Raw genomic sequence first — 24,329 nt, 5'->3', positions numbered from 1 at the left:
ACGGTATAATAAAACGTCATTAATATCCAAATTTTCCAATTAACTAACAAAATAGATTATTAATTTTATACAAGTAAAAAATAATATTACCAAAATATATAATTTTAGATTTTTAAATTACCTTTTAACCAATTAATTTGATAAGTATTTTTTCTTACGACTTGCCTTTTTTCTAAAAATTTAGTACTTTATAGGCGAAAGTTAGACATGTTTAACTGTTTATATAAAACAATGAAATGCTGGAGAAAATGAAATGAAAGAACACGCTTGGAATTCTTTTAAAGGAACCACTTGGAAAAAAGAGGTTAATGTAAGAGATTTTATTCAGAAAAATTATACACCATATTTTGGAGATGACAAGTTTCTATGTGGGCCAACCAAAGATACACTAGAATTATGGGATCAAGTTTTATCTCTGAATGAAAAAGAACGAGAAAGAGGCGGAGTCTTAGACATGGATACCAAAGTTATTTCAACTATAACTAGCCATGGCCCAGCTTATTTAGATAAAAATAAGGAAAAAATAGTAGGCTTCCAAACAGATAAACCATTTAAAAGATCTTTACAGCCTAATGGTGGAATAAGGATGGCTGAAAAAGCTCTATCTGATAATAATTTTGAAATTGATCCAACTATTAAAGATTTTTATACTCATTATAGAAAAACACATAATGCTGGAGTATTCGATGTTTATACTCCTGAAATGAGAAAATGTAGGAGCTCTCATATTATTACAGGACTTCCGGATGCTTATGGTAGAGGTCGTATAATTGGCGACTATAGAAGAGTAGCTTTATATGGTTTAGATTTTTTGATTGAAGATAAGAAAAATCAAAAAAGCTCTACATCATTTGTAATGGATAGCGATAATATTAGAGATAAAGAAGAATTAAGTGAACAAATCAAAGCTTTACAAGAATTAAAAGAACTAGGAAAAATTTATGGATTTGATTTAAGCCAACCAGCTTCTGATACTAAAGAAGCTATTCAATGGCTATATTTTGGTTACCTAGCAGCAGTAAAAGAACAAAATGGTGCTGCAATGAGCTTGGGCAGAACTTCCACTTTCTTAGATATTTATGCTACAAGAGATTTAAATAATAACAAATATAGTGAAGAAGAAATACAAGAATTTATTGATCATTTTGTTATGAAATTAAGATTGGTTAAATTTTCTAGAACACCTGAATACAATGCTCTATTCTCAGGAGACCCAACCTGGGTTACTGAATCAATTGGTGGAATGGGAATTGATGGTAGACCTCTTGTAACAAAAACAAGCTTTAGATTTTTACATACGTTAAATAATCTTGGAACAGCTCCTGAACCTAATTTAACTGTTCTATGGAGCGTAAATTTACCTGAAGGATTTAAAAAGTTTTGTGCTAAAACATCAATATTATCATCTTCTATTCAATATGAGAACGATGATTTAATGCGTGTAACTCATGGCGATGATTATGCTATTGCTTGTTGTGTATCTTCGATGAGATTAGGGAAAGAAATGCAATTCTTTGGAGCTAGAGCAAATCTAGCCAAATGCTTATTATACGCTATTAATGGTGGGGTCGATGAAAAAACTAAAGAACAAGTTGGCCCTTCATATAAGCCTATTACATCTGAATATTTAGATTACGATGAAGTTATGTCAAAATATTCTGATATGATGAAATGGTTAGCACAAGTGTATGTTAATACTTTAAATATCATTCACTACATGCATGATAAATATTCATATGAAAGGGTTCAAATGGCGCTTCATGACAAAGATGTAAAAAGATATTTTGCAACTGGAATCGCAGGGCTTTCAGTAGTTGCTGATTCTTTATCTGCCATTAAATATGCAAAAGTAAAAGTAATTAGGGATGAAAATGGTCTAGCTACTGATTATGAGATAGAAGGAGACTTCCCAAAATTTGGTAATGATGATGACAGAGTTGATGAGATAGCTGATGGAATACTAAAACTATTTATGAAATATATTAAACAAAATCATACATATAGAAATAGTGTCCCAACAACTTCTCTATTAACTATAACAAGTAATGTAGTTTATGGAAAAGCTACAGGATCTACACCAGATGGCAGAAAAGAAGGAGTTCCTTTTGCTCCCGGTGCTAATCCAATGCATCACAGAGATAAAAAAGGTGCAATAGCTTCATTAAGCTCAGTAGCTAAATTGTCATTTAGTGAAGCCCAAGATGGAATTTCTAACACATTCTCAATTATTCCCGAAGCGTTAGGAAAAGATGATGAAATAGAAATTAGTTTTACTAATAAACCAATGTGTGCTTGTGAAGTACCAACAGAAGAATAAAGGAAGAGGTATAAAATGAAAGTAAATGAATCACAAATAAACAATTTAGTAACAATGCTAGACGCATATGTAGAAAAAGGTGGTCACCATCTAAATGTAAATGTGTTTAGAAAAGAAACATTATTAGATGCTCAACAACATCCTGAACTTTATCCTCAACTTACAGTTAGGGTATCCGGATATGCTGTTAATTTTAATAAATTAACTAAAGAACAACAAGATGAAGTTATATCAAGAACTTTTCATGAGGTAATTTAAATTGGGATATATTCATTCAATTGAAAGTTTTGGAACAGTAGACGGCCCTGGAATTAGATTCGTAGTCTTTTTCCAAGGATGTCCTTTGAGATGCCTTTATTGTCATAATCCAGATTCATGGAAAAAAAATGCAGGCACCGAAATGAGTGTAGACGAAATTTTATCACAATATGAGAGAAATATCGAATTTTATAAAAATGGGGGGCTAACCGCTACTGGCGGTGAGCCTCTTTATCAATTAGATTTTTTAACAGAATTATTTGTAGAAGCTAAAAAAAGAGGTATACATACTTGTTTAGACACCTCTGCTGGCTGTTTTGATACAAACAACCTCTCTAAATATGATAAACTACTCGACAACACAGATTTAGTATTACTAGATATTAAACATAGTGACTCACAATCTCATTTAAAATTGACAGGCATACCATCAAATAAGCCTCTCGAATTTTTACGACTTCTAGATTCAAAATATATTCAAGTAATCATAAGACATGTTTTAGTTCCTAATATTACAGATACAATAGAGCATTTTGAAAAATTAGGAAAATTACTTTCGCCCTTTACCAATATTTATGGGGTTGATGTTCTACCATACCATAACATGGGGGAAGCTAAATATAAAAAATTAAGGGTCTTCTAACCTATATGTGGGTTAGAGCCTAATTAATTTTCTCTTTAAGTCCCTTTGTTAACATAATTTATCTGTTCGCTAAAGGGATTTTTATGTTGCTACAAACCAAAAGTACAGAATTAAGTAAATTATTTATGTTTCTAAATCCGTAAGCTCTTCTAATACAGAGTTTTATTTTGTTATTTAAAGCCTCAGTTTTTGCATTACTAATTTTGTATGTTCTAGTTGCCATAATAGCATCATAGTGTCGTTTTATTTTCCTTCCTAAAGCTACAAAACTTTGTATTCTACATCTTCTAGCCCAAGATAACCATGAATCTAAATGTTCTTTAACTTCATCCATATCATCAAGCTTGAATATAAATCTAAGCTCTTCTTTTAGCCTATATGCTCTATATAATTGATTATCATTAAGCTTTATCATTTCCAATTTTTCTCTCTGATTTTTTGTTAAGTTTTCAGGGTTCTTGCGTAAGGCAAATTTAGAATTTTTTATAATCTTTGATTCATCTATTGGTTTCTCATCTCCTTTCTTAGGTCGTCCTCTACCTCGTTTCTTCATTTCCCCTTCTTTCTGTTCAAGTATTACTTTTGCTCTTTGGGAGGCAGCTTTTCTTACATCATCTAAAGCAACTTGTGCCCATCCAATTGCATGAAAAGGATCAATACAACGCTCTGCATTAGGAATATATTTATCTAGACAAGCCTTTATCCATCTAGCTCCATCACCACTAACAGTCTTAATAGAGGCTCTCTGTTTTGGACTTAAATATTCAAAGAATTTAGATAAAGTTTTTTGATTATGTCCTTCCTCTGCCCATATAACTGTACTATCATCGTTATTTACAACTGTTGTAATATAATTATGTCCTTTTTTATAGCTAGTTTCATCAATTCCAATATTAACTAAATTGTTAAACCTATCTTCATATTTAGGAGCTACATCTATTAATACTCTATTAATAATATCACCAACAGTATTCCAAGAAACACCCATAAACTCTGATAATGTTTTCTTGCTTAAATTAAAAGCTAACCAGGCTACTTGATTTTCAAAATCTTTAGTAAATCTAGAGTTATGCCTAGCCCAAGGAACTGCTGCAGTTATAACACCATGTTCTGAACAAGTTACTCTATTAGTATTAGCTAGGACATATACAGGAATGTTTCCAACATCAAGAGATCTCCATTTTCGAGGAGCTTCTTTTTTGTCGTATCCAGGTAATTTTTTTCCACATATTGGGCATCTGTTTTGCTCTCTTTTATATGGTTCTACATGAATATAAAGCTCTTTAATATTTTTAGAATTAGTAATTAATTCCCAACTTTTAACTTTTACATTATTGACACCGATTAGTTCTTTTAATAAGCTCTTGATTGTCATTGGTTATCGTCCTTTGTGTGTTGTTGTAAATTTACAATAGACGATAACTGATGACTTTTTCAATAAATTCCTTAAAAAAACTAATATCTGTATTCTTTATTCCTTTCTTTTTCAATTCTCAATTATAAAATTTACCCACACTTAGTGATGAAGCCTCAAAATTAAATATTGAATACCCGCTGAAAGGTACTAAAAATGCCAGTTTAAATGAAGCTAGAAAAGCCCGTAGCATAATTATTAGCTCTTATCTTAAACATAGATTAGCTTTAAATAATAAACCTGTATAGCTAAAATTTTATATTAAAACTGATTATTTAGTTAATAATGTAAAAAAAAATAATATATTATTAAAAAATGGTTGAATGTTTTTGAATGATTTTGTTTTAAATTTCATATAAAATTTATCATAAACATTCTTTTTATAACACAAATTATTAAATATAAATTCTATTTAGTTAATTATAAATAGATTATATATTTAATTTGTAAAATTCCTTTTATTATTTTCCAAAATAGATTATTATAACTATTGTTATGAAATATTATGAATTAATTTATATTCTTTTTTTTAATTAATTCATTTAAAAAATGGAGTTTTATAATGGCAAATCTTAAGACAAGTTATATGGGTTTAGAATTAAAAAATCCAATTATAGCAGCAAGTAGTCCACTAACAGCAAATTTAGATAGTATTAAAAAGTTAGAAGATGCAGGTGTAGCTGCAATCGTAGTTAAATCAATTTTCCAAGAACAAATTGATAAAGATGCAGAGTCAAATGTTGATATTGAACAATCTTTTTTAAATCATGCAGATGCTTACGGTTTTTTAAAAGGAGCTAGTGAAGATCACTACATTGATATGTATTTAACATTAGTTGAAAATGCAAAAAAAGCATGTAGCATCCCTATAATAGCTTCCTTAAATGGTACAGGTGATGGTTCTTGGATTAAAGAATATGCTCCTCGTTTTGCATATTGTGGCGCGGATGGTTTTGAAATTAATCATTATATTATGGCATCGAATGCAAATGAAAGTGGAAGACAAATAGAAAAAGACTTTATAAAATTTGCAAAAATAGCTAGAAATGAAATAAAGTTACCACTATCGCTTAAAATGGGACCTAATTTCTCATCGAATTCAAATATTATTAGAGAATTAGATTTCCTTAAATATGATGCTTTAGTCTTATTTAATAGATTTTACAATCCTGACATTGATATTGATAAAGTTCAAATTAAACGTGGAGAAGTCTTATCCTCTAAAAATGAATATTATCAAACTTTGAGATGGATAGGATTAATGAGTGAAGAAATTAATTTAGACTTATGTGCAAACACAGGCATACATGATGGAACAACATTAGTTAAAATGCTATTAGCAGGTGCTTCAGCGGTAGAAATTTGTAGTGTACTTATGAACAATGGATTAGAACAAGTTAATCTAATGTTAGAAACATTAAACAATTGGATGGAAAATAAAGATTATACATCAATTGATCAGTTTAAAGGAATATTAGCCCAAGAAAAAATGAGTGACCCAACACAATGGGAAAGAACTCAATACATTAGATCATTACATGGTTAGGAGTAAATTATAATGGATTTAGAATCATATGATGATATTTCTCCGTTAGTAGGAGAAAAGGCTAGAGAGGGTGTTAGATTATTACAAAGTAATCCACAATACATTCAAAATTTATTAGCAGTTTTATTAGACAATAAAGACCCTAAATATAAAGAAAAAATTGTACAAAATACTAAAGAAATAATCAAAGCTCTTGATAAAGTTTACAATTATGATGATTTTCAAAAATATATCACTTCTGGGTATTTTATTCCAACTTTATTAGATAGATCAGTTACTGATTTAACTTTTTCTGGAGTTGAAAACTTAAATGATAATGATGCATATTTATTTTTTTCTAACCATAGAGATATAGTTTTAGACTGTGCTTTATTAGATTATGTTTTATTTCAAAATGATAAGCAATTATGTGAAATGGCTTTTGGCGATAATCTAATGAGTAACAAGGTAGTTGAAACATTGTTTAGATTAAATGGGGGTATAGTTGTAAAAAGAACTTTACCTTTACGAGAAAAATATATTGAATCAATTCGTTTGAGTAAATACTTCTGTGAAACTATATTAGACAGGGATAAAAGTATTTGGGTTGCTCAAAAGAGTGGACGCTCTAAAGATGGAATAGATGAAACGAGTCCAGCCATCATTAAGATGCTTTACCTTTCAATGAGAAAAAGTAAGATTTCATTTAGTGAGCTTATTAAAAGATGTAGAATAACGCCAGTAGCTGTTTCTTATGAATATGATCCTTGCGATATAAATAAGAGTAGGGAAGAAGTAACTAAATTAATAAATGAGGGAGCATATAACAAGAAAAAACATGAAGATTTAATTTCTCTTGTCAAAGGGCTTAGAGAATTTAAAGGAAGAATTCATGTTCATGTTGGAAAACCTTTAACTGACAAAAAATATGAAGACCATAATGAAGTTGCAAGAGAAATCGACAGACAAATTCATTTAAATTATAAATTATGGCCAACAAATTTATTTGCTTATGATTATCTGGAAAATACTACTCGATTTAAAGATCAATATAAAGATTTTGACACCGAAAAATTCTTATCTAGATATTCGCATTTAAACGAAAAAGTTAAATCTTATGCAATCAATGCCTATGCTAATCCAGTTAGATCATATCTTAAAGAAATTGAAAATTAATTTAAAATTAATAATCATGATAGGAATATCTTTTATATTCCTATCATGTTCACAAAAAGATTTTAAAATAGTTGATACTAAATCTGAAATTAGTATTATATCAACCTATAATTTAAAAGCTACTGATTCTAACTTAAACAAATTTGACTTATTTTATGAATATCCAAATCTATCCCTTTTAGTCAAGTTACAAGATTCATCTGTAGCTATATCATCTTTTAACCTTTATAATCCTGATAGTTCTTTGATATGGTATCTTGATACAGAGTTAATAACTTTTGAAAACCAAGAATATATAGGAAGTAATGATATAAGTCTTGTTTCTTTTTACTTCGAAGAAGGCACATATTATTATGAACTTTTAAGTAAAGATGGTAGAGCTTTATCACAAAACCTTACAATCAAAAATAAAGTAAAAAATCATAATCCATTAAATATTTATTTAAGTAATAAATATTTAATTTTTTCAAAGTCACTTTTAACTTCATCCAATAATATTGACTCATTAAATATTTCTAATGAATTTTCTAAAATTAAAGTTTCGTTTTATGATAAAGACAAAAATTATCTTAGCTCAAATTATTTTGAAAACAAATTTAAACAAGAAAGCTATCCTTTTAAATTAAAAATAGATAACTTTGATGAGGTCTATTATGTTGAAATTGAGGTAGAAGATTCAAATACAATTAAAAATATCTTAAAAATAGATTTAAGTTCTGCCCACAGCTCTCTTTAATTCTTCATTATTAAATCTTATAAGAAAAGTTCTTCCATGAGGACAAACAGGCTCATCTAATTCAAAAACTTTTTCAATTAAATTAATAGCAACTCTATCTTCAACTTCATCACCTTGGCGAATAGCACTATGACAAGCTAATATCGCAAATAATCCTTCTTCAATTGCTTTAGCATCTCCTGTATTATTCTGTATGTATTCAATAATTTTGCTTTCAATCGGTTTATATATAGTAGGAATTGATAATAATTCCCACAGTAAATCATTTTTTCTATGTAGTTCTATCCCTAAATTAGCATAAATGTCTGTATTTTCTTTTAAGTAATTATCTACATCTCTTTCAACTTCAAAAGTAAGAGGAATTAAAAGATTTTGGGTACTTTGACGTTCACGAATTTCATTGAACAAAATTCTCTCATGAGCCGCATGTTGATCAATTAAATATAATTCATCATCTTTTTCGACAATTAAAAATAAATTAAAAGCCTGTCCTATATATTTAAATTTCTTTTTAGTTGGTTTATCCCAAATAGATTGTTCTTTTTCCACCACCTTAGGTTCTTCATTTTTAGGAGGTTGCGCTAAAATCTCTTTAGCTTTTTGAAACCAATCAGGGCTTTTTGGCCTTGGATCTTCTCCTATTGAAGCTTCTGTAACTGAATTTGGTAATTTTTTTGTGAAATATGATGGAGTATTCTTGACCTCTGTTTTTTTAGAATCATCATTAATATAATTAAAATCTGATTGATTTATAGGTAAATCATTTTGATAATAGGTATCTTCTAAATTAGGAATTGGCCTTTGCATTTGTTTTTGAATCATTGTTACAATTGCATGATGTATTTCTGATTGAATACGTAATTTTGCTTCTCGTTTTGCTGGATGTATATTAAAATCAACCAATGTTGGATCTATATCAATAAACATATAACAATAGGGATAACTGCCTCCTGGAAGAAGTTCACCATATCCATAAGTTACAGCCTGGACTAGAGCATAGCTTTGTATAGGTCTGTTATTTATATATATTTTAATATTTGAACGATCACTTCGTTTGATATATGGAAGTCCAGCAACAGCATATAGAGAAAATCTCTCATGCTTAGCCTTCAATTCTAAAGTATCTTTAACAATAATTTTATTCCTAGAACTTAAAGTATTTACAATTCTTTCTTGACGAGATGTTTTTGGTAAATGTAATACTAATTTATCGTCACTATAATATCTAAATTCAATATCATTAAAAGCTAAAGCCTTTTCAATCAAAACGTTTTTACACATTGTAGCTTCAGTAGAAGGTCTCTTTAAAAATTGCCTTCTTGCAGGTATTTCAGAAAATAAATCTTCAACAGTAATAGTGGTTCCTTTATCAGGGCCTTTGGGTAACACTGGGCTTTTTACTCCATTATTAACTGTAATTGTATGGCCTCTTTCACCTTGATAACTACTTGCAATTGTCAATTTGCTAACTGCAGCAATAGAATACAGGGCTTCACCACGAAATCCCATACTAGTTAGGTGATATAAATCCTCAATACTAGTTACTTTGCTTGTAGTATGACTATTTGTACAAATTACTAAATCATCTTTATTAATTCCAACTCCATCATCAATCAAAGTAATTTCTTCTAAGCCTCCTGCTTTAATTTTTAATGTAATAGAAGTTGACTTAGCATCAATAGAATTATCTATCAATTCTCTAACAACTGATGCAGGTCTTTCTATAACTTCTCCAGCAGCGATTCTTTGGGCAACTAATTTATTTAATTCATGTATTCTCATATTAAAAGTATTATAGCATAAATGCCTAAAAAAAGCATAAAAAGTACTATGTATGTAATTGGAAAGTAACAAAAGTTATAAAAATCTTAACAGAGAAGGGAAACTAATAATCATGAAAAATTATTGGATAAGATACTTTTGAAAAATGGAGTTTCAGAGAAAGTTTTTTATTCCCTTTACCGAAAAAAAATACCTTTTTCCTATAAAATTTCCAATTATCATAATTGTATAATATCTAAACTAATACAAAAACCATATTTGATTATGATATTCTTTAGTTTATTAAGTTTTTTTTGTCTATGTTATAAAGGACAATTTATTTACACAATTAATTACTAAAATAAACAAATATTACTTAATATCTGGATAAATAAAAAAACCTCCTTGAAATATTATAAAGTTTAATAATCAAGAAGGTTGTTTATCGAGAAATAATTTAGAACATAAAATCTAGATTGTAATTTACGCTTAATTCTAGTTCTAATGGAACAGTTGAAGTTGATGAGCTAGGAACATAAACATAACCTTGTAATGTTAAATCTTTTACTGAATATGATAAATAACCTCCAAATTCAGTATTTGAATTTATTAAGAATGATTTAATATCAGTAAATGATTGTACATTATTAATAAAGTCATTATACAAGAAGAAACCACCAAAATTAATCTTATCGAAATTAAAAGCTAAATCCACGTCAATTAGATCATCACTTATATCAAAAGATGAGATATCCATTGGTAGTGTATAATTTAAATTAAAATCAACTACTTCATTATTGTAACCAAACTTAGCTACTGCAGATAAAGTATTTGAATCTACCTCTGTAAAAATATCATCTCTAGTTGTATCTAAATGAATCATATTAGTAGTAAACTTTGAAGGATCTTGGGTAACCAAGTAATTGGCTCCGATAGATAAACTTAGTGTATTAGATGTAATATCTAAAGAGGCATTAGCTAAGTAGTTTGGAACTAAATTAGGGTCATTTGGATCTATTAAAGTTAAAAAACTTAATGTTGGATATGTTTGTACATAAAGGGTTGTTCCAACATTTAATTGTACTTGTAAATCTTTATTGTATACTGGTAAGAAATTTAAATTAAATGTAGGGAAAATATCATAAGCATCTTTATCTCCAATAGCAAAGGCCCCAATACTTATATTAAGTAAGTCAACAGGTTTAAATACAGCAATTAAACCCATACTATCTTCACTTTCTCCAGTAAGAGGCTTAGATACATCAATATCTGATATAAATGTATTTAATTGGAAGGTTTTTGTACTAAAAGAACTATTAAAGTATAAATTATCTCCGCCTATAGAATCATATACTAATGCTGAAGCTGTATTAGGTTCAAATTCTTCGATTTCTCCCTTGATATATATGCTTTCACTAGAATTTATTATTGAATAATGATCAATTAAATCTGTTGCGTAATCAATAATTTCATATGTTGTATCGCCCATAGGATATAAGTTTGAAGTAAATGAAAGTGAATCATCTAAATATCCAACTAATCTTAATCCTAAAGAATAACCACCATAAGAAATATAAGGAACAATAGTTGCTTCTCCTAAATATACGTTGTTAGTAAAGGAAGAATCATAAATATCTGCTGAAGCTGTAACTGTTGTATCAAGGCCTATATGAGTTTTAATTTTTGCATCTTCAGCACTATTGATATCGTGTTCTTTCATTTTCGACTCTGAAGATATTTGGTCTACTAAAAGTTCATTTTCAATATCTGATTGTTGTTTTTTTACCATAAAAGATATCGGTTTAAATTTGGGTGCATTAATTTCAGGAGATACAGTGACTTTTATTTCCTTATCATATTTTGGAGCAACTAAAGCGTTTCTAACGAAAGTAGGTGGCGGTGGAGTTGTTCCCATATTAATAATTTCACCTTCTGTAGTTTTGTTTGAAACAAATGTTGGAGCAGGTGGTACTTCATCAGTTACAAATGTTGGAGCAGGTGGCACTTCATCAGTTACAAATGTTGGAGTAGGTGGTACTTCATCAGTTACAAATGTTGGAGCAGGTGGTACTTCATCAGTTACAACTGTTGGTGAAAGAACAATAGCTATCTCTTCAACAGTTGATTCTGTCTCTTGACTAGTTGGAGAAACAGAAACATTTGTTATTACTGGTGGAATTAAGAAATAAGATAAATTTGATGGAATTTCAATTTCATTAAATAAATCTAATAATTGAGAATCTTCTTCAAATGAATCTAAATTAAGGGAAGCTAATAAGCGATTATCTGGTTCCAAAATATTTGAAGAATAAAGTTTTGCATAACGAGAAGAGACAACTTCATTACCTTTTACCTGAATTGTATAATTTTGAATTTGTGAATAACCCACACCTGTATTAATCAATGGTGTACCATTTATACTCATTAATGTAGCATCACTATTATTACTATCTATAACTAAATCTAAGCCTTTAACATTATTTAAAATATATGCACTATCATAACCTTCATAATTTAAGTTAGATACTAAAATTACAAAGTCAGCAACTTCATTTGCAGCATCAACTGCTTTTTGTGCATTTTCAACTAAAATTTGATTAGTTAAATCTAAATCCATCAATGATGTTAAATCTGAAGGATTTGATAATCCAATAACTGCAATTTTGAAATCGTCAAATAAATATAGGCCATAAGGATCTAAATAGAATAACTTATCTTTACTTATTGCATTAGTACTAATAAAACTTACTTCAGACATTTTATTTAGTTGGGAAAGATAATCAGGCCCATATGCAAAGTCAAAAGGACCAGGTACAAAAACATCATATCCGATCAAATCTAAAGCTTTAACAACTGTTTTTCCTTTATCAAAACTAACATAAGGTGAACCATTTAAAGTATTTCCACCATCAATTAATAAGATATTTTCATTATTCTTTTTTGCTTCCTTTATAATTCCAGAAAAAGCTGGGAAGTTAAGTGCAGAGATATTTCCTTGACCATTACCTGTAATAATGAAATTAATAGTGGTATATTTGTCAAAATTATCGCTCTTTTGGATAGGTTTGACATTAAATAAATATTGATTATTTAAGAATGCTGACCTTTCTTGTTCACTTGCTAATTTTCTTTCAGCAGATTGAATATAGTCTTTTTCAATATATGCAGTTGTTACTTTTTCAATAATATTTGGATTATCAACATTTATATCTTCACCAATATCTGTTTGTATTTCTAAAGTAAAGTTATTTGGATAAGCCATATCAATCATCTGATCAGATTCTAAAACTGTTTTCTCGCCAGTTAAAATATTATATGAAGTACCTTTACCTTTATAAAAAACTCCATATTCAACTTTTTCTGTACTAATAATATTTACCTTAGCAGGGCTAGAAAATTCATATTTACTAACTGGTGTTGTTATTATGTAATCAAGAATACTAGTTGTATCAGTATCTAAAGTCAATTGTCCATCAATTAAATAAAGTATTGGTTTTGTTGCGAAAGGATCAACTACTAACAAAGAATTAGGTGCTAAATCAACTATACCTAGTCCGTATGAAAGAGAAATTGGTTCGTCTGAGGTTTGAAAAATTATTTTACTAGTGATAAGATTATTTTCATTTGAAACAATATTTATCCTTTTCCCAAATTCATTGTACACTTTTAAAGATTTTTTGTTTCCTTTAATAATGTTAAATGAAGCCGATTGAGAAAATAGACTTGAAACAATAATTGTTGCAAGTAATAAAGTTGTTAATATTCTTTTAATTATTTTATTCATAAACATTCCTTCTCACTACTTATAAAAGTGAAAATTTGTACCCAAAAGATAAACTTGGGTCTATATCGCCACTTTCATTACCTTCAATACTGTAGTTTAATATAATTGTATTGACTTGATAAAAAACTATATTTGCTGTTAAGTCTAAATCCAGATTTTTAAAAGATCTTAAGCCTTCATAAAAAGTTTCAGTAAATTCATTAGTAGAAGAATCTCTATAATAGGTTTTTTCTACAGAAGCAGTAAAGCCATTTAAGGGTCCAATTGCTTTAGAACTTATCAAGTCTATCTCTAAATCATAATTATCTAATTCCATATCGATAAATTCAATTTCTGAACCTAATGTAAATTTACTTAAACCATTATTCGAATAATAACCAGTATTTGCACTAATTACAAAATCTCTTTCTAATTGAGGAACTATTGTTTTTGAAACTAAATCCCAATTACTTGTTCCAAAGTCTTCATATGTTGTAGCATCTGTTTCAATATAGTTTTGAATATGGACATCATAAGTCAAATCTGTAAAGTACCATCCATAAAAACCATATCGTTGAGACAAATCTCTACTTCTTGTATCAGTTGATGAATCTAAAGTTTCTTCACTAATTAAATCATAATAACTAATTAGTGAATATTTAGAATTTTTAAATAGAGGCAATTGTAAATCATAAGCAAAATTTAGCCAATAATCTGAAGATGAATCATTATATTCTTTATTATATGTAACGGTGTACCCAATAGTTAACTTATTAATAAAGCCGTTATTTAGGAAGAACAATGGTCTAACAAATACTCGGCCCCCTGATAAATCAGGATTAAACATGTCTGTAGTCACATATTCTATACCTAGTGGCAAGTTGAGCATATTACCATCTAATTTAATTTGTAAACCTGCTCTCGTCTTAAAAGTAGTGACATTTTCATCTTCATAATGATAAAGTAGAGCTCCATCACCAATTGTACTATTTGTAATTTTACCAATTCTAAAAGCAAAATCTTCATTAAAATTTGACCATTGAAGATAATTAATAAAGCTTAAGAAGAATTTTGTATATTCTAATGTACTATCTAATAAATCATCTTGGGCTTCAGGAAGGTAATAATTTGAATAATCAAAAGTAACAAAGTCTTCATCAATACTAAAAAAAAGTGGAGTATTTAATTCAAATGAAAGTTTTCCTGCACTAAAAGAAGGTAACGCAACTAAGCTAAATGGGTAATCATTTGTTACAGAGTTTCCATTTTCATCAATTGCTGTATTTTCATAATTAAAACCAATATCTAATCCAAAATCAGCATATATGGATAAATTTATTGTAAAAAGTAACAATAATGGCAAAATGATTTTTTTAGCAAGCACACATAGCTCCTTAATCTTTGTTATTTTCTTCTTAAACAAATTATACAGTATAAATTGCTATGTTAAAAGTACTTTATTTAACAATTGAAAAATTAATAAAGATTTAAAGCCAGTTAAGACAAAAGTAACACATTTATTCTCTTGAAATTTTATCTGTGAACTCCGGAGTTTGACAGTTAGGAAATTAATAATTTACAAGTAACAAACAATATAAGTAACGTAAAATGGGAAGTTAACGAAAGAGCTTCTATTTTTTTATACTTTTTTACTTACATTTTATTGTGAACGTCGTGAACGTTGACAAGTTTTAAAGCATATAGTACAATGTAAAGTGTAATAAATTAATATTTGAGAGGCTTTTTTATGTATGTAAGTATTCTTCCTGAGAAAAAGACTGGTAAACATATAATGATTGTTAGAGAATCTTATAGAGAAAATGGTAAGGTTAAGCAAAGAATAATTAAAAAATTAGGTTATGCTGAAGATTATGCTCACTTATATGATGATCCAATTGCTCATTTTAAAGAAGAATATAGATTAAAGTCTCAACAACTAAAAGAAAAGAAGAAAAAAACATCGATAGAAATCTCTGTATTTGAAGAACTTGAAACCTTAGATAAGGAAGATATTGCTACTAATAGGAAAAGCTTAGGAGCTGCAGCACTATCTGTTATTTATCATCAATTAGAATTAGATAAATTTATTAATAATCGAAATAGAAGTAATAACTCTCAATACAACGCTAATGCAATACTTAAGCTTTTAGTCTATTCAAGAATCCTTTTCCCAGGATCTAAATTATCAGCTTACAATAATAAGGGTAAATTCTTTGAAAAAATGGATTTTTCATCTCAACATATATATAGATTTATGGATAATTTAGTATCTTGGAAAGATGATTTATTTGTTCATTTAAATAAGAAAATTATTGAAAAATATAATAGAGATACAACATTATTATTCTATGATGTAACAAATTATTACTTTGAAGTAAATGATAATGATGAATTTAGACGAAAAGGTGTCTCAAAAGAACATAGACCTAATCCAATAGTCCAAATGGGATTATTTATGGATGACCAAGGCATACCTCTAAATTACCAATTATTCCCAGGAAATACTAATGACTGTAAAACTTTAATACCTATGATGGGAGAGACTAGATTAAACCTTGATCTCAGAAATATCATCATTGTTGGTGATAAAGGTATGATGAGTGGTGAAAACATTAGTAGAATTAGAGCCCAAAGAAATGGATATGTAATTAGTGCTTCTATTAGAGGAGCTTCTAGTGATTTCCAAAAGTTTGTATTGGACCAAAAAGACTATAAATATGTTGAGATACCTGTTGCTCAACGATATGAAAGTAAAAACTCGATTCTTAGAGATAATGGAGAAACTCAAATATTAAAGCTAAAAGACATTCTAACTGATAGAGAAATTAATGTTCCTGATATAAGACATGAAACAACAACTAAAATAAGAATAAAAGAAAGACAAATCTTTTTTTATAGTGAAAAATATGCTAGGAAAGCAAAAAAAGATAGACAGTCAGCTTTAGAAAAAGCAAAGACTCTTGTAAGAAACAATCAAAAACTAAATAAGTCTTTTGGAAGCTACAAATATATTAAAGAATGTTATATCAAAGATGATGGTGAACTTGTTCCACCTAAAAATGTAGAACTATTATTTGATGAAGAAAAATTAAAGAAAGAAGAAGCTTTAGATGGATATTATGTAATATTTACAAATGTAGTTGGACTAGAAGAGGATGAAAAGCCATTTAAAGGTAAAAGCAAATTCACAAAAGAAGGTTTATTTAAATTAAATAAAAAAGTATCAGGCTATGATATTATAAAAATGTATAGAGGCCTTTGGGAGATAGAAGAAACCTTTAGGATAACAAAAAGCAATCTTGAAGTTAGACCAGTTTATCACTATAAAGAACCAAGAATTGATTGTCATTTCTTAATATGCTTTATTGCTCTAACTATTGTTAGAATATTAGAAAAAAATGTAGGTGAAGAATTCACGACAGAAGAAATCATAGAAAGTTTAAGAAAAGCGAATGGATCTAAATTAGAAAATAATTTCTATATATTTGATTATTATAATAAAGTATTAGAAAGAATAGATGAAACTCTAGGAACAACATTTAATAGGAAATATTTAACAATCGGAGAGATAAAGAAAATAATAGCTAAAACAAAAAAGTAAAACTGAAAGTACTACAAAAAAATGTTTTAGAATAAATTTATAATTATTTACACGTAAAGGAATTATTTGGCAAATATGTAAAAAACGGTGCTAAACAAAGATATTAAGAAAAAAAGTAAAAAAATTGTTAAAAAAATCCAAAAATTACAAAAAAAAACTACAACTTTTTGTAAATGAATACCTCTTATAAGTTCTTTTAGAGTAAAGAATTATATGAAATTTTTTCTTTTTTTGCTGTCAAAGACAGGTTATTTTCTTCTTAAACAAATTATACAGTATAAATTGCTATGTTAAAAGTACTTTATTTAACAATTGAAAAATTAATAAAGATTTAAAGCCAGTTAAGACAAAAGTAACACATTTATTCTCTTGAAATTTTATCTGTGAACTCATGAGCTTTAAATACATGTTCTCTAGTTAAATGATCTATATGAGATAAATTAGATATTATTGGTTTTAATTTCGATCTAATATTTGTAGAATCATAAGGGCAGACAGGCTTAACTACGGGTAAATCATAGACTTGAGCTAACCTTTTTAAAACATTTTCATGTACCTCAATCATTGGTCTTATAATATACAAAGTCGAATTAAAGAATTCTTGCACAGGTAACATAGTTGAAAAATTCCCTCTAAAACATAAGTTTATTAAAGTAGTTTCAACTAAATCATCTAGATGATGGCCAAGGGCTATTATTTTTAAATCGTTCTCTTTTGCATAATTAAACAATATACGTCTTCTATTTCTTGAACATAAATAGCAATTAAAAACACCCTTAAATGAAGGGGAGTATTGAGGTTCATCAAAAATTTTAAAATCTATATCAAGAGCTTCGAAGAAAGCATATAACTCTTCTTTTGCCTTTTCACTTATAGGATGTTCAATCCAATTTATCATAATTGCTTTCAAAGTATAATTTATTGGTAACCATTTCCGTCTAAGCGATAAAGCTAGGGCTAAGGCTAATGAATCTTTTCCCCCTGAAACAGATAAAAGAATTGTTTCGTTATCTTTAATCATATCAAAATTATTTATTGTCTTGCCTGTTTGTTTTATATATCTTCTCACCCATGGCGGAATATCACCTTCTATTAACTTTTTATAACTCAACTTATCTTGCATTTATTAATTGCCTCTTCTATTTCTTTCTTATTTATTTCTTTAATGGTAAAAATCCTAACTTTCCTTAGAGCATTTTCAAATCCTTTAATTACAGACGTACTAAATACATCATCAATTTCTTTAAAAGATTTCACACTACCATCTTTAAATAAAATAGGTATATCAACTTCAAATGATATAGGCTCAGGAATATCAATTATTAGTTGATCTTCCCTTAAAGATGGATGATTTTTAACCAATTGATTATAAATAAATTTTTCACTTAACGCTCTATTTTTTAAATCAAGACAAAAATAATGGAATTTATCATCAATGTCAAAAGGTTTTTCATATTTTGTTTTTAATAATTTGTTATCTCGAACTGCTAATACGTTGTAAAATGTTTTTGAGTTGTTTTGAGCTAATGCATTAAAGCTATAATCATCTAAATCATATAAATCTTCACCATTTATTATACCTTTTTCCAAATTATATAAAAGTGATTTTTTAATCATAGCAGTTGCACAACGAGTTTTTTTATGCCAATAAACTGTTTGATACATCTGATATTTTGAAAAAAGTAAATGTTCTAATGATAATTTAGCGCTCTCTAATAAGGTGCTAACTGAATTTTTTATAGTTAAATGTGAAATAATGAATGAACAATCTTGTAATCCATAAGTTACTCCTGCGAAAAAAGCATCTCTATTTAAATAATCTAATTTATCTGGATCTAAAGCTCCCGAAAGTAGTGATTTGTAGAATTTAACTTCATCATCACTAGCTTTTGTTTCAAAGTTTAATATATTACATATCTTGTCAATATTAAAATGTTCCTTTTTTAAAACATCATTTAACTCATTATCCGCATTCATAATTTGTGTAGCTAATATTTCATGATCTATTAGTGGTAATTCTTTTAATGAATGAGTGTAAGGGAAGTGTCCAATATCATGAAGTAAAGCTGCTGCTAAAAAACTATCAATTCCATCCTTAGTAAACGGATTTTCTATTGGCTTTGATAATAGAGAAATTATTATTTGTTTAGCCAAATGATATACACCTAAGCTGTGGCATAAACGAGTGTGCATAGCTCCTGGATAGACTAAATTTGTTGGACCAAGTTGTTTAATTCTCGATAATTTTTGAACTTCTTTAGTCATATATATTTTTTTCATAGGTTTACTTAATTTTATATCTTGCCATAAAGGATCTCTGACAGAAATATTAAAATCAGTTTCCAAATATTCTAATAAGCTATTTTTTTTCATATAATCTTCCTTTTGCTCTAATTTTGAAGTTAAATAAGAATAAAAATTATTTTCTTATCTTTATTTCTTGAGCACACTCAATATTTGTTTTATTCTAATACTATGAATAAAAAATTATTTCTATTTACATTAATTTTGCTCTTTTCTATAAATATTTGTGTTGGAGATGAACAAAAAATTTCAATTTATACAATTCCAATCTCACCAAAAAGTTCTAAAATTGGATTTATAGAAAATGGATCTCCTTATTCACTGGAAAAATATATCATAGAAATGTTCCAAAGTTCATACTCTACCGATTGGATTGAAAAATATGTCAATGAAGAATTTCAGTATAGTTTTACCAAAGAAAATAGTAAACAACTTGCTTCTCTTCTTCCAATCCAAGGATCTATTTATGTAAGTCAAACATATTATCAACCAAATAATATAACAATTAATGTATTAATAAATAATGATATCGTAGTTAAATTAATATTGGATAAACAATTTAATAAAATTATATCTATGGAAATTAATTAGATTTTTTCATAATTTTTTTAATCAATCTCATTAAAGGTTTATCGTCATTAATCACAGGTTTTTTACTCTCCTCAATAGCTTCTTTCATCAATATAGCCTGTGCATCAATAGCTTTGCCTGTTTTCTTTATTTTATTATATTGACCTTTGTGGTCTAACTTTCTAGCTTTAACATTATCATTTAAACAAATATCCATAATGTGATGAATTTGTTTTTTTATAACAGGATTAGTAATTGGTGCGGCAATTTCTACTCTTCTCTCTGTATTCCTTGTCATAAAATCAGCAGAAGCTATGTACATTTTTTCTTCTTCACCTTTGCCAAAAATAAAGATTCTAGAATGTTCTAAATATCTTCCTACAATACTTTTGATTTCAATATTTTCAGTTTTATCCTTAACGCTAGGGACTAGACAACAAATACCTCTAATAATCATCTTAATTTTAACACCACTGCAAGAAGCTAGTTTTAATCTTTCAATTAGATCAACATCAGTCATTGAATTAATTTTTATTTTAATAAGGCCATCTTCACCTTTTTCAATTTCTCTATCAATTAAGTTTAAAATTGAGGGCTTAAAATTTACAGGAGAAACTAATAAATGTTTATATGATCCAATTAAATTTGCAATTGACATATTTTTAAAAAAATGTGTAGCATCCAATCCAATGTTTGGATCACTTGTAAAATAGCTTAAATCTGTATATAACCTTGCTGTTATTTCATTGTAGTTACCAGTACCTATTTGTGTAATATAACTTAAATTACCTTTTTCTCGCAAGGTTATTAAAGTGATTTTAGAGTGAACCTTAAAACCTTCAAACCCGTAGTATACTTTACAACCTGCCGCTTCTAATCTTTGAGACCAGTCAATATTGTTTTGTTCATCAAATCTAGCCCTAAGTTCAATTAAAACGGTGACATCTTTTCCGTTTTCAGCTGCGATACAAAGATATTCAACTAATTTAGCTTGAGAGGCTAACCTATAAATCGTAATTTTAATACTAATAACATTTTTATGACTAGCAGCTTCTTTTATTAATTTTAGATATGGCTCCATACTTTGAAAAGGGTATGATAAAAGTAAATCTCTTTTTTGTATTTGTTTGATAAGACTTTCGTTTAAATTTATCATAGGAGTTTTTTGAGGTATAAAAGGTTTATAGGATAAGGTTCTTTTTGAATGCGCATCTAAATAATCATCTAATAGATAGGCATATGATAAGTCTAATGGCGCATCTGTAACAAAAACATTTTCTCTCGATAGATTTATTTTCTCTGTTAGGAAATCCAAAAAAGAGTCGCTAACTTTTGATGATAATTCAAGTCTTACTGCAGCAAGTTTTTTTCTTTTCTGCAAAAGTTTTTTCATCTTTTTTCTAAAATCATTCTCAATTTCAAAAGCTTCATCATCTGCATTGATATCACCATTTCTAGTAACTCTAAAAATAGTTTTATCTTTAACTTTGTACATAGAAAAAACTTCATCATAATATTTTAAAACAATATTAGCTATGCTTATATATCTTACCTTTGAATCAGGTAAAAAGATATGAGAGGGAAGGGCATTTGGAACAGGAATAACAGAGAATAATTCAACTCCATTATGCTCTAGCATAGCCCCTACATGAATAGTTTCATTGCTTAAATGGGGAAAAGGATGACGTGAATCAACAATTTGTGGAGATAAAATAGGTAAAATATTTTTTTCAAAATATTTTTTAACATATTTCTTCTCTGAAGAAGTTAATTCATTAAACATTAAGTTAGAAATTTGATGAACCCTTAGTTGGGATTCAACTTCAAAATAAGCTTTTTCTTTTTCCTTATATAAGGTTGCAACTTCAGCATAAATTAAAGCTAATTGTTGTTGTGGAGTTAAGCCACTACGGTTATCTACTACAATATCATTACATTCAAGCATATCAAAAAGAGAACCAACTCTTATCATAAAAAATTCATCAAGATTGCTAGAAAAAATAGAAATAAATTTTAATCTTTCTAAAAGAGGCACAGTCTCATCCATACCTTCTTCTAAAACTCTTCTATTAAATTTTAGCCATGATAATTCTCTATTTTGAGTATATCCTTGAGTGTGTAAACTTCTCATTTTCTTCCCTTGGTAATAATTGTATTCTGCTTACATAATATTACAGCAATTTTATTTTTACAACTACGATAAAATATAAAAACAATCAAATATCAGGTATTAAAATTAGAATTCTCTATATTGGACATCTCTTTTGATTTCTTGGTTTTTGTATTTTTAAAATATAAATATTGAAACAATCTATAAAAACTATATAAAAGAACAATAATAGCTGAGATATAAATCATGTAATCACCATGCTTTGTGTAAAAGCTTGTATTTTCTTTTGTGTTGTAATAAATAGGGACATTATATACTCTATAATTTTCACTAAAAGGTGTAATTGGTTCAATTACTTCACCCCAGGCTGTAATTAAGCAAGTTATTCCACTGTTTGTTGATCTTACAACACTCTTTCTGTTTTCAATTGCCCTAAAAGCTCCTAAGTGCATATGCTGTTGTTCTGCTGCGATAGATCTCGACCAACTATCATTAGATAAGTTTAATAAAAGTGTTGAGCCATTTTTTACAAAATCTCTACTAATATCTGAGAAAATATCTTCAAAACAAATAGAAGTTGAAAATTTTAAGCCATTATAGTCAAAAACTTTAGATTCATCAGAAGGAAGCCACCAATGATAATCATGTGACTTTAAGAATTCATAAAAACGAGGGAATTGTTTTTCATAAGGAAAATATTCAGTAAAGGGGACTAGATGTTGCTTTCTATAAGTATCTTTAAGTTCTCCATCAGCAAAAAGTATAATCGTATTATAATCATCACGATTCCATTCACCATTATCTAAGAATGGGGGTTCTCCATTATCTTTTAAGACCCCTTCGACATTACCTGTTACTAAAGGAACTCCTAATTCTTTACCAAATTGTATAAAATCATCAACTAATTGTGAAGTTCTTTGGCTACTTGGGTATTTAGTATGCCAAGCTACACTAGGTACAAAAGCGGTTTCACTCCACATTACTAAGTTTGGAGATAATTTCATAGATTCTTTTGTTAGTTTTGTTAATGTTTCAAAATTACTCTTATATTGACTATAACCACCTTCCCAAGTATCTGCATTATGTTGAATAGTTGCAATTTTAACATATTCATCAGGTTTTTTATTCTGCCAATAGTTTATTGACGAATAACCATATATTAAAACGCATAAAAAAATAAATAAATATAACAAAACACCATCAATTTTCTTTTCTAGATACTTTGAAAAAATAAGATTTTCTCTATCAATTAAATAATTAGCAATAAAGGCCTGAGGCAAAAATAACAAAAAAGAAATTCCCCACATACCAGTAACACTTGCAAGTTGAGCTATAATAGGAAAATTTAATGTTGTAGAAGCTAAAGATCCATACGCATATCCTAAAAAGCCTTGTTGAACAATATAAGAATAAAGGATATATGCAATAGACTGAGAAATAGCTTTATACTTTTTAGGAACAGTATAAAATAATTTAAAAATTGGGAAAAAGAAAAAAAGCTGTATTCCTTTAGCTACAGGGCCAATGACTATTGCTAAGGGATGAAAAGTTTTGAGCCAGTAATTAAAAATCCCTAAAAAAGACACGCCAAAGATTAATCCTAAAAGAAAGGTATATTTCCATTTTGTTTTATTTACAGCGTATATTACAAAAATTAAAGAAAAAAATGCAAAGATAGGATAACCATTATCATTTAAAAAAGAAGGAAAAGCTAGGGCATACAAAAAAGCTGAAATTATTGTTAAAACAATTTCCAAAGGTAGGGTATACATTTTTCTCTTTTTCATCAAAAGCTCCAAGTAGTAGTTTTTTTTTTAAATAATAACATCTAAAAAAGCCTTAGGATACCAAATTAACAAATTTTTATATTTTTTTTAGAAAAACTATTGACGAAAATTACAATAAAATATATTGTAGCCAACGTGTTCGAGAGATACGCAAGGCGGCATAGCTCAGATGGTAGAGCAAACGGCTCATATCCGTTTTGTCAGGGGTTCAAGTCCCTTTGCCGCTATAAGACTTAGCTAATTAGCTAAGTCTTTTTTTTATATTCTTTTAATTATTTTCCACTTTTGAAAAAAGTTCCTATCTTACCTCAATTAAAATCAGTTCTATCTATTTTTTATTTAAAAAAAACACAAAATTTTATAA

At 28.1% G+C, this 24,329-nt stretch carries 14 protein-coding genes, 1 tRNA gene and 1 pseudogene; 8 read left to right on the top strand and 8 right to left on the bottom strand.

Annotation, left to right across the window (positions count from 1 at the left end; translation table 11 throughout):
- Positions 1 to 253 precede the first annotated feature (253 nt).
- Together pflB and pflA are read left to right on the top strand one after the other, a co-directional pair.
- Positions 254 to 2,575: pseudogene (gene pflB / locus ACZ5SO_RS04560) on the top strand (formate C-acetyltransferase).
- Between the two features lies 1 nt (position 2,576).
- Entirely contained in the window at positions 2,577 to 3,218 is a 642-nt protein-coding gene (gene pflA / locus ACZ5SO_RS04555; protein ID WP_464627111.1) for a pyruvate formate-lyase-activating protein, read from the top strand.
- A 58-nt stretch (positions 3,219 to 3,276) separates the two neighbouring features.
- On the opposite strand, the gene ACZ5SO_RS04550 is transcribed toward pflA, so the two are convergent.
- A complete protein-coding gene (locus ACZ5SO_RS04550; RefSeq protein ID WP_464624031.1) occupies positions 3,277 to 4,593 on the bottom strand; it encodes an ISL3 family transposase in 1,317 nt (438 codons plus the stop codon).
- Positions 4,594 to 5,194: 601 nt separating this feature from the next.
- On the opposite strand from ACZ5SO_RS04550, the gene ACZ5SO_RS04545 reads away from it, so the two are divergent.
- Genes ACZ5SO_RS04545 through ACZ5SO_RS04535 form a run of 3 tightly spaced genes read left to right on the top strand, consistent with a single transcriptional unit; the run spans position 5,195 to position 8,069 of the window.
- On the top strand, positions 5,195 to 6,178 hold the full coding sequence (locus tag ACZ5SO_RS04545; RefSeq protein ID WP_464627110.1) for a dihydroorotate dehydrogenase-like protein: 984 nt from the start codon (positions 5,195 to 5,197) through the stop codon (positions 6,176 to 6,178).
- 12 nt (positions 6,179 to 6,190) lie between these two features.
- Positions 6,191 to 7,333, top strand: coding sequence for a 1-acyl-sn-glycerol-3-phosphate acyltransferase (locus ACZ5SO_RS04540; protein WP_464627109.1), 1,143 nt, complete (start codon positions 6,191 to 6,193; stop codon positions 7,331 to 7,333).
- A complete protein-coding gene (locus tag ACZ5SO_RS04535; RefSeq protein WP_464627107.1) occupies positions 7,323 to 8,069 on the top strand; it encodes a hypothetical protein in 747 nt (248 codons plus the stop codon). Before ACZ5SO_RS04540 ends, ACZ5SO_RS04535 begins: the two co-directional genes overlap by 11 nt.
- Here the strand turns inward: ACZ5SO_RS04535 and mutL are convergent.
- The 3 genes from mutL to ACZ5SO_RS04520 form a co-directional block, all read right to left on the bottom strand.
- Positions 8,043 to 9,851: a DNA mismatch repair endonuclease MutL gene (gene mutL / locus ACZ5SO_RS04530; RefSeq protein ID WP_464627106.1), complete on the bottom strand. Its 1,809-nt coding sequence runs from the start codon at positions 9,849 to 9,851 to the stop codon at positions 8,043 to 8,045. The two genes, ACZ5SO_RS04535 and mutL, sit on opposite strands and share 27 nt — an antisense overlap.
- 436 nt (positions 9,852 to 10,287) lie before the next feature.
- Entirely contained in the window at positions 10,288 to 13,614 is a 3,327-nt protein-coding gene (locus ACZ5SO_RS04525; RefSeq protein WP_464627105.1) for a bifunctional UDP-sugar hydrolase/5'-nucleotidase, read from the bottom strand.
- A 19-nt stretch (positions 13,615 to 13,633) separates the two neighbouring features.
- Positions 13,634 to 14,977: a hypothetical protein gene (locus tag ACZ5SO_RS04520; protein WP_464627103.1), complete on the bottom strand. Its 1,344-nt coding sequence runs from the start codon at positions 14,975 to 14,977 to the stop codon at positions 13,634 to 13,636.
- Positions 14,978 to 15,340: 363 nt separating this feature from the next.
- Here ACZ5SO_RS04520 and ACZ5SO_RS04515 point away from each other — a divergent pair, with 363 nt between their 5' ends.
- Entirely contained in the window at positions 15,341 to 17,194 is a 1,854-nt protein-coding gene (locus ACZ5SO_RS04515) for an IS1634 family transposase (protein WP_464625568.1), read from the top strand.
- Between the two features lie 361 nt (positions 17,195 to 17,555).
- Here the strand turns inward: ACZ5SO_RS04515 and ACZ5SO_RS04510 are convergent, their stop codons facing one another.
- Together ACZ5SO_RS04510 and ACZ5SO_RS04505 are read right to left on the bottom strand one after the other, a co-directional pair.
- A complete protein-coding gene (locus tag ACZ5SO_RS04510; RefSeq protein ID WP_464627102.1) occupies positions 17,556 to 18,317 on the bottom strand; it encodes a PP-loop family protein in 762 nt (253 codons plus the stop codon).
- Positions 18,302 to 19,567, bottom strand: a complete 1,266-nt coding sequence (locus ACZ5SO_RS04505) for an HD domain-containing protein (RefSeq protein WP_464627100.1) — start codon at positions 19,565 to 19,567, stop codon at positions 18,302 to 18,304. The genes ACZ5SO_RS04510 and ACZ5SO_RS04505 overlap by 16 nt, the downstream gene beginning before the upstream one ends.
- A gap of 102 nt (positions 19,568 to 19,669) precedes the next feature.
- Here ACZ5SO_RS04505 and ACZ5SO_RS04500 point away from each other — a divergent pair, with 102 nt between their 5' ends.
- The gene (locus tag ACZ5SO_RS04500) at positions 19,670 to 20,089 is read left to right on the top strand and encodes a hypothetical protein (protein WP_464627098.1); all 420 of its coding nucleotides are present in this window, start codon (positions 19,670 to 19,672) and stop codon (positions 20,087 to 20,089) included.
- Here ACZ5SO_RS04500 and ppk1 read toward each other — a convergent pair.
- Positions 20,082 to 22,199 carry a polyphosphate kinase 1 gene (gene ppk1 / locus ACZ5SO_RS04495; protein ID WP_464627096.1) on the bottom strand — a complete coding sequence of 706 codons (2,118 nt, stop codon included), beginning with the start codon at positions 22,197 to 22,199 and terminating at the stop codon, positions 20,082 to 20,084. The genes ACZ5SO_RS04500 and ppk1 overlap by 8 nt on opposite strands.
- 92 nt (positions 22,200 to 22,291) lie before the next feature.
- Entirely contained in the window at positions 22,292 to 23,965 is a 1,674-nt protein-coding gene (gene lnt, locus ACZ5SO_RS04490) for an apolipoprotein N-acyltransferase (protein ID WP_464627095.1), read from the bottom strand.
- Between the two features lie 154 nt (positions 23,966 to 24,119).
- On the opposite strand from lnt, the gene ACZ5SO_RS04485 reads away from it, so the two are divergent.
- Positions 24,120 to 24,192: transfer RNA gene (locus ACZ5SO_RS04485), tRNA-Met, on the top strand.
- Positions 24,193 to 24,329 lie beyond the last annotated feature (137 nt).

Source organism: Pleomorphochaeta naphthae, from assembly GCF_055396005.1.
Note: the sequence above shows the minus strand (reverse complement) of the source record. Positions and strands in the feature narration are given on the sequence as shown.